The organism is Microcystis sp. T1-4 (genome assembly GCF_000297435.1).
GTDB lineage: Bacteria > Cyanobacteriota > Cyanobacteriia > Cyanobacteriales > Microcystaceae > Microcystis.
Genome location: NZ_CAIP01000149.1, coordinates 1 through 8,205 on the forward strand (window position 1 = coordinate 1; position 8,205 = coordinate 8,205).

The following is an 8,205-nucleotide window of genomic DNA, read 5'->3' on the forward strand; positions in this document are numbered from 1 at the left end:
AGGTGGGGAATTGGGGAGGTGGGGAATTGGGGAATTGGGGAGGTGGGGGAGTGGGGAGATGGGGAGCCTTTTTTCAGTAAACAGTAATGGGTGAACTGACAACTGACAACTGATAACTGATAACTGATAACTGATAACTGATAACTGATAACTGATAACTGATAACTGATTACTGATAATGGCTTCGATCGATTTTCTTAGCTATTGACAAGGGTTCCCCTAAAAGCCTACAAGTATTTTGGATAGGTATGGCCATTGAGGAACCAACCAAAATATGAAAATAACGACAAGATTACGGGAATCGGGCAAATTTTTCTTAAAAAGGGCTGCTAGTATTGCCCTAGCACTATTTTTAATCTTAAGTCTGTTCACGGTTAAGGGGACTGCCCCTGCTTTGGCTGTGCTTGCTCAGGGTGATGCGGTAACGGATCCCACCGCTATTTTACGCAATGCCTTACCCATAGATAATAAACCAATTCGTCAAGTGCAACAATCGATCGAAGATATTGCCAAACATCTGCGGGCCAAACGTTGGAGTCCGATTAAAAAAGATGTCAAGGATGCCAATTATGCCCTTTCTACCAAAAGCAAGGCTATCTTAGATAGTGTTCCCGAAGCCAGTAAAAACCAAGGGGAGGAATTAATCGAAAAACTCAAAACGGGAGTGGCAGCCCTCGATACGGCCGTAGAAGCGAAGGATAAAGAGGCAGTTTGGTCAACCAGACGGGAATTGCTCAATCATATCACCGCTTTAGAAGAATTAATGGTGGTGGGTTTTCCCTTTAACGTTCCCCCGGAATACGCTAACTTGCCGCAATTGCGAGGACGTGCCACCATAGAGATGCAGACCACCAAGGGAGATTTAACCATCGTTGTGGATGGTTACAGCGCTCCGGTTAATGGGGGTAACTTTGTGGATTTAGTCCAACGGGGTTTTTATGACGGTTTACCCTTCATTCGCAGCGAAGATAATTTCGTTGTGCAAACCGGGGATCCCGTCGGTGCCGAAGAGGGATTTATTGACCCGAAAACTAAGCAATATCGCTCTATTCCCTTAGAAATTTTGATTAAAGGGGAAGAAGAACCAGTTTATGGCAATACTCTCGAAGAATTAGGGATTTACTTACCCAGTCTCGCCTTACCTTTTAACGCTTTTGGTGCATTGGCCCTAGCGCGTCCGGATACTAATCCTAACGGAGGTTCCTCGCAATTCTTTTTCTTTAAATTCGATAATGAATTAACTCCTCCGGGGTTTAATCTCATGGATGGTCGTTATTCGGTTTTTGGCTATTTAGTCGAGGGAAAAGAGGTGTTAGAAGAACTTACCGATAAGGACAAGATTATCACCGCTAAAGTGGTTTATGGCTTAAATAATCTCGTCCAACCTAGCTAGGGTGGGGGTTTTTAACTAGGTTTTGTCAAGGCAAAAGATTAGTCAAGATAGGGGAAGCAGCTCAGATTCTGGGTACTTCCCCCCATACCCCAGAAAGTGGCAATTGTCGAGGCAAATATTCCCCGCTAGTGAAAGCGATGCAGTTAGTGGATGTTACTCTGTTAACGACCTTTTCAACTTAGAGGAGGGTAAATCGTCCACTATTCGCTTATGTCGGAGTCAGCAGTCACGATCAAAAATTGGTTAATAAAATCAAAGTTCTCGCCCCTGTTTTTGCCGATAATTTAGCCGAGCTTATTCGGGGATGCCTAGAGGATTTATTAATAAAAGTTTTCTATCAAAAGGGAGAATTTAAGTTACTGTGATCGATAGTACTTCTTCAGAAAAAGAGCAAGAAATTGTTCAAAAGTTTCAAGAAAAATATCTCTATATTATTGATCAAAGAACTGATAAATTAGAACAGCAAAAGAATAATCAAGTGTGTAAAACCTATCAAGTACAGCTTGGGGATATTACTGATTTAGAAGTTAATCATGATCTAGGTGTACCCTTCATTGAAGATGAGCGAGAAAACTTACAATTAATTCAATCTCTGTCCGAGCAGAGCAAACCTATTATTGTGATTGATGGCGTTATTTTTCAAATTAACCAAGGAGGAATAGCGAGAGTTTGGTATTCAATTCTACAAGAATGGAGTAACTCAGAATTTGGTCAACATATTATTATTTTAGATAGAAATCAAACCGCACCGAGGCTAAAAAACTTAAAATATTGGTTATTAGAAGCCTACGATTATAATCATAGTGGAAAGGATACTAGAAAAATTCAAGCAATCTGCGATCAGCTGCAAGCAAGTTTATTTATTTCCACCTATTATACAACGCCTTTATTCACTCCCGCAGTTCTCATGGTTCATGACATGATACCCGAAGTCCTGCAAGCGGATTTAAATCAACCAGAATGGCAGGAAAAACACTATGCAATTTTGTACGCATCTAGGTATATTACTATATCAGCTAATACTGCTCGAGATTTAGTTGAGTTTTATCCCCACATTACCCAGGATAAAATTGATATTGTTTATAATGGAGTCAGCCAAGAATTTTCTCGAAGTATAGCTAAAGAAATTGATAGTTTTAAGCAAAAATATCAGATTTTAAAACCATATTTTCTCATCGTTGGTTCCAGGATTAGTCTCAAGGGTTATAAAAATGTCAAATTATTCTTTGAAGCTTGGAATAATTTACCTGAAAATAATAATTTAGCTGTGGTCTGTGTCGGTAGTGATTTAGAGTTAGAGCTAGAATTATCGAAATTAGCTCCAAATATTACCACCTATGTCTTAAAATTAGATGATCAGGATTTAAAAACCGCTTATTCGGGTGCAATTGCCTTAGTTTATCCTTCTCTTTATGAAGGATTTGGACTACCAATTATTGAAGCAATGGCCTGTGGTTGTCCCGTGATTACTTGCTTTAATTCAGCGATTCCAGAGGTAGGAGGTGATGCAGTTTTATACATTGACGGCATCAGTATTGATGAGATGATACAAGCTATCAAAAAAATACAAATTCCTGAAATTCGTCAGCAACTAATAGACAAAGGATTAGAGAGATATAAACAATTTTCTTGGCAGCAAAATTCCGAAAAAATTTATCAAATTATCCTAAAAACTATTACCGAAGTTCAAGAAAATCCTTCTGGTCAGGTTTGGGTAGAATTAAGAAAATTACAAGAAGAAAGACAAAATCAATCTCTGCAGCAATTAATTACATCTATCTCCCTTCAAGAAATGGAATATTCTCTGGAAAAGTTCAAAAATCAGAATAGGCAATTATCAGAAAATATTGAAAGTCTGCAAGAGAAAATTAAGAGTTTATCTACAGCAAAATCAGCTATTAAAAGACTGCTTAAGATTGTAATCAAAAAATCTAAAGTTGCTTACTTTATAAAAAAGAACTATTAGTTTATAGCGTTTTTCAGTCTGCTGAGGTACAAAAGTGATGGGTTTTAGGCAAAAGGCAAGAGGCAGAAGGCAAAAGGGAAGAAAAATAGGTGTACCTCACTAGCTTAGGAAACGCTATAGTAAGCTTAATTGGGAATAACTAAAATATCAATATATTCCCCAGTGTTTAAATTCTCTTGATAAAATGTATAGAGAAAATCTAAACTTATTTCAACAAATGTTCCCTCGTGCAATCTCCATACTCTAGAGGCAAAAGTTTCGATAAAGCTTAAATAACTTTTCTTTCCAGCTAGTCGATTAATTCCGTAGGGCCAAAATTCTACATATAAAGGAACAGATATTTCTCGAAAAAATTCTTGTCCTCCTTGAAATATTAGTCCTTCACTACCTTGACAATCTATCCAAACAAAACCAATTTTTCGAGGATTTAAGATTCCTCGATTCTTTAACTCATCTAGAGTAATAAACTCGGCTAATTCTCGCCTATAGTTGTCTTCATTAAACAAATTATCTGTGACATTGACTGGTTGAATACGGAAGTCGCCACAATTATCAGGATTACAAACTAATTCTCCTGTACCAGTAAAATTAGCTAATCCGTAGTTCAATGCTTGTAATCGCTCAGTTAACTGGTTAATCTGAGTATTAAAAGTCAGAAATTGATGATTTAAACCCGAAGCTTCAATAGAGATAGCGGACTGGAAGTAATTACCTTTTAAAGCATAAATGGATGTGGAGCCAATATTAGCACCCAAATCAAGAAAACAAGACTTATCGGGGTGGAATAGACTATGATTTTCCAGAAATGTCATACAGGCTAAAAAATCATTTAGCTGAAATGGTTTTCCCTGTAAAGCTTCCTGAAGTTGGACTTTATCAAAAGTGGGATAGAGTAAATAACCGTCAATCTCATCACTTTTGATCATAATTCCATACAGGGATTCTGGCGGCTTTTTGAGACTAAAATTATTGACCTGTTTATACTCTGCTGATTCTCCGAAAATATGTAATATTTCTGGTAAAGTATGGGAGGTAGTCAGCCAATATTCTAATTCTGAGTTATCGGGATTTCTTTTTAATAAATACTTGTATAAGTTAGTAATAAATTTTCGTTGCTGCTCATTATTATTTTGATTATTTTGGCTATTTTGTTGATGATGCTGAAATTCAGAAGACTGTAAAAAAGACTGGATAACCTCCTGAAAAGAACGTCCTAATTTGATCTGTTCCAGATAATATCTTTTACCTTCTATATCCGCAGCTCTCTGCAAAAAAGTTTCATAACAAAATTCGATAAAAGTTTCTGGTTGAATAAACATAATTAGTCATCAATTTTTATGAGTCAGAGATTTTTGGTGATTAAGTTAATAATCACTAGAAAGAAAATTTATCTGAGAAATAGCCAAGCTTAAGTTTCTATCATCATCGCTTAGTCCTAAATTTTTAGGTGATGTGGAACCCTCTATTTTTAGTTCAATAGTTATTAGAGATGAGTTGTCATTGAGTAGATTTTTAGAGCAGTAAATAAACTTACGAAGATTATTTTGGAAACGATTATATTCAAAGTTCCAAATATCCACTAATTTTTCATTTACCCATACCTCCACCTTAAGTGTAGGGTTTTCTGACGAGAGAAAAACTGTCACTATTTGCCATTCTATAAGTAGGGGAACAGTACAGTCAAGCTGGATAGTAAAAAAAGCATAATCACCTTTTAACCAAGTAAAATTTTCTTCGGGTAAGTAAAACCCTTGTCGGAATAATTGAGGATGAAGGAAATTAGCTAAATAACCGGCAAAACTTACCCGCTTATTCAACTGGGCAACTATTTGATAACTTCCCTCTATTATATTGGCAAATTTGCCTGTTAGTAAAATTTCTTGCGAACTCAAATATTTTCTTTGCAAAGGATCGGGAGGATGACCTTTTGCCAAATTTCTATAGGGTAAGCAGCCATAATAATTAGGAGGCACATAAATTAACTCTGGGATATTTGTATTTAAAAAAATGAGATTTTTTTCGCTTAAAACATCATTTCTAACCATAAATAAATTAATCCCTTGACTATCGGCATAAATAAGGGAATAACCTTTCTTATCTGCTAAATTTTTCCAAGCTAAAATACTAGCTCCAAAATAATTTGTTCCATCCCAACAACGCTGAGTAGAGTAGGGAACAACCTTATCTTCTTTGGGTGAGTGGGAAGAATTGTATTCCACTACTACCACTCGCGGTTGATAGATTTTTTCTAAACTAAACCAGAGATAAAAATCATTACCGTCCACATCAATAGAAAGCAAATCGAACTCGTGGGGAACCTGATACTTGATAAAAACTTGATTGATATTTTCGGCAGTAATTAACTCTTGATAGAGATGAAGTTCTGGGTTACTATAATCCCTATCTAACTGGATACCATGACAGTCATAAACTTCTCGCAGATAACGCGTATTGCATTCTCTGCCATCTTCTACCCCAATTTCTACATAAAAGCGATTGGTAAAACCAATGAGAGCGAAAATCTGCTCAATCACACCATCTTCTCCATTTTGGGAGAAAACTTTTTTCTCGAAAGATTGTAAATTGATGACTGTCATGGTTAAAAATATCCAGTTTCTAGTAAACCGTAGGGTGCATTAGACGGCAAAAATTACTGCTTTGACTTGAAAGTAACAATCCGTCGTAACGCACCACTAAGTAGTAAAACGTAACAGGGAGCATCCCAATTATGTAATGAGTATAAATGCTCGGAAGGGGGAGAAGGCTTTTGTAGTAACGATTCTGGTTTGAATCACACAATTTAGAGAACCGTTAAAAATCTATGAACTCCCGAAAAGGCTTGCCATCTAAGCATTTCGCATCTAAGTACAATTTCTTATTGCAAAAGTGGGATGCTCCCAAACGTAAACGTAACAGCCAAAATTACTGCTTTGACTTGAAAGTAACAATCCGTCGTAACGCACCACCTATCATCAACTAAGTAGTAAAACGTAGGGTGCGTTAGACGGCCAAAATTACTGCTTTGACTTGAAAGTAAAAATCCGTCGTAACGCACCACCTATCATCAACTAAGTAGCTGGTTACAATGAGATTACTTACTTAGTATTTACTCAATACCTAGTTTTTGCAATGTTAGTAAACGTTCTTTACTAAACTCTTCGTACACTGTTTTCAGATGAGTAATATTCTCCTCCTCTGTTTCCAAAGTTTTCCCATCCTTAACCACTTTTTTGCCTTGACTTGCCAAATTTTCCCAAACAAATTGTACTGCATCTTGGTTAGAGGATTTAGCCAAGAGGAATAGTTGTTCTAAACGATTGACCACTACTCCAGTCCCAATCAAAGGAGAAGCTAAAAAGCTTAATTCCTCACTATAGACTGCTTTCGCTTTCACTGCATTATTAAAAGCATCAGTAGATGGTTTCCGTTGTTGGCAAGTTTGCTCATCCACAGCAGGATGAATATAGCCAATACCAGTTAAAATCATCAGAGCTTGGTAAAGACCATTTAAGTTAATATTTGAGGTTTTGGGGTGATTTTTTAGTTGCAGTAAAGTTTGGGGAGATTCCGCCAAAACTTCACAAATTGGCTGATAAACTGTCTCCTGTAACTTAACTTCTCCCACGGGAAACTGATGCTCGAACTTGATAATTGCGGGATTAACAATCAGAGCAAACCGAGTTTCTTCTAGTTGTTTAACCTGTTCTTGGTTGGTTAAACCTAAGGAGCCTCGACTAAAAATATCACGGCGGAATTGGCTATTAACAAAGAAATCTCGCACCACTTCCCGATAGATTGGGTCGCTAATTTTTGCTAATTTTTCTTGGGCTGCCTGAGAGAGATTGACCGCATCAATATGGTCATTAATATGAGCGGAACCCACATATTTAAGTTTAGCTTCCTCTAATTCTTTCGCCACTTCATCGAAGTAAAAAGAATTCCATTCCTGATTGAAATACTCGTGAGCTAAATAATAACGATTTTGTTCCTTCAGGCGCTCATAACGATTTTTTAAAATTGGATTTTGGGCAAAATAACTAGCATTAGCTTCTAATAATTCTCCTGTAAAATTAAGAGCCTGTTCAATGCGGGTTAAAATTGGTTCGGAACTGTGTTGACCATGACGCAACATTAAAGCCTGCATCGGCATCGCCGCCGACCAACCCGGCAGGGCATTATAGGAGATATAAACTAATCCCCCCACCTTGAGATTGCGGCGAATAAAATTAACTATTGCTTGGCGATTTCTGGCACTAATCCAGCTATAAATTCCGTGCAAGCTGATGAAGTCAAATTGAGGTAAATCTCGCTCTAAAAATTCCTCAAAACTATCATCAAAGAAAAGAATATTCTTCATCCCCGCCTTGGCGGCTAAATCTCTGGCGGTGGCGATATGGCTAGGATTGAAATCATTGGCATAAAATTGGGACTGGGGATAGGTAGCCGCTAAAATATTCGTGGTAAAACCCTGACCACAGGCCAATTCACAATAGGTAAATTCTTGGCTAGAATCGGGGGGTTGAATGGATTTAATCAGAGTGGCTAAACCTAATTTTAGGGGACTTAACTCGCCGTAAAAACCGCTAGTGTAGTTAACTTCCGATACATATCCTTCTGTCCAACTCATAGATTTTCCTCAAATATAATGACAAGTCATAAAATTAAGACTTGATTATACAGGAAAAGAGCCATGTCCCCTAGATTGGCTCTTTTGGATTTGGTGGGTAAAATGTATTCTGAGATACAGTCCTGCTGGCGAGGGAGTGGAGGGAACCACTCCAGACACAGAGGACACAAAGATCGATCCTATGTAAGTTAAACTTATCACACAGAACCTAGAAGAGCC

The 8,205-nt window shown here is 37.4% G+C and carries 5 protein-coding genes; 2 read left to right on the forward strand and 3 right to left on the reverse strand.

Annotation, left to right across the window (positions count from 1 at the left end):
* Positions 1–274: 274 nt before the first annotated feature.
* Both MICAI_RS09045 and MICAI_RS09050 read left to right on the forward strand, forming a co-directional pair.
* Positions 275–1,393 carry a peptidylprolyl isomerase gene (locus MICAI_RS09045; RefSeq protein ID WP_008200694.1) on the forward strand — a complete coding sequence of 373 codons (1,119 nt, stop codon included), beginning with the start codon at positions 275–277 and terminating at the stop codon, positions 1,391–1,393.
* 361 nt (positions 1,394–1,754) lie between these two features.
* Positions 1,755–3,359, forward strand: a complete 1,605-nt coding sequence (locus MICAI_RS09050) for a glycosyltransferase family 4 protein (RefSeq protein ID WP_008200698.1) — start codon at positions 1,755–1,757, stop codon at positions 3,357–3,359.
* Positions 3,360–3,484: 125 nt separating this feature from the next.
* Here MICAI_RS09050 and MICAI_RS09055 read toward each other — a convergent pair whose 3' ends face one another.
* From MICAI_RS09055 to MICAI_RS09065, 3 genes are all read right to left on the reverse strand, one after another.
* A complete protein-coding gene (locus MICAI_RS09055) occupies positions 3,485–4,678 on the reverse strand; it encodes an FkbM family methyltransferase (RefSeq protein WP_008200700.1) in 1,194 nt (397 codons plus the stop codon).
* A 45-nt stretch (positions 4,679–4,723) separates the two neighbouring features.
* Positions 4,724–5,956, reverse strand: coding sequence for a hypothetical protein (locus MICAI_RS09060; RefSeq protein WP_008200702.1), 1,233 nt, complete (start codon positions 5,954–5,956; stop codon positions 4,724–4,726).
* A 509-nt stretch (positions 5,957–6,465) separates the two neighbouring features.
* Positions 6,466–7,986, reverse strand: coding sequence for a class I SAM-dependent methyltransferase (locus MICAI_RS09065; RefSeq protein ID WP_008200704.1), 1,521 nt, complete (start codon positions 7,984–7,986; stop codon positions 6,466–6,468).
* Positions 7,987–8,205: the final 219 nt, after the last annotated feature.

Excerpts from the sequence above, each read along its gene's own strand:
- MICAI_RS09060 (WP_008200702.1), bottom strand. The coding sequence starts at position 5,956 with ATGACAGTCATCAATTTACAATCTTTCGAGAAAAAAGTTTTCTCCCAA.
- MICAI_RS09065 (WP_008200704.1), bottom strand. The coding sequence starts at position 7,986 with ATGAGTTGGACAGAAGGATATGTATCGGAAGTTAACTACACTAGCGGT.
- MICAI_RS09045 (WP_008200694.1), top strand. The coding sequence starts at position 275 with ATGAAAATAACGACAAGATTACGGGAATCGGGCAAATTTTTCTTAAAA.
- MICAI_RS09055 (WP_008200700.1), bottom strand. The coding sequence starts at position 4,678 with ATGTTTATTCAACCAGAAACTTTTATCGAATTTTGTTATGAAACTTTT.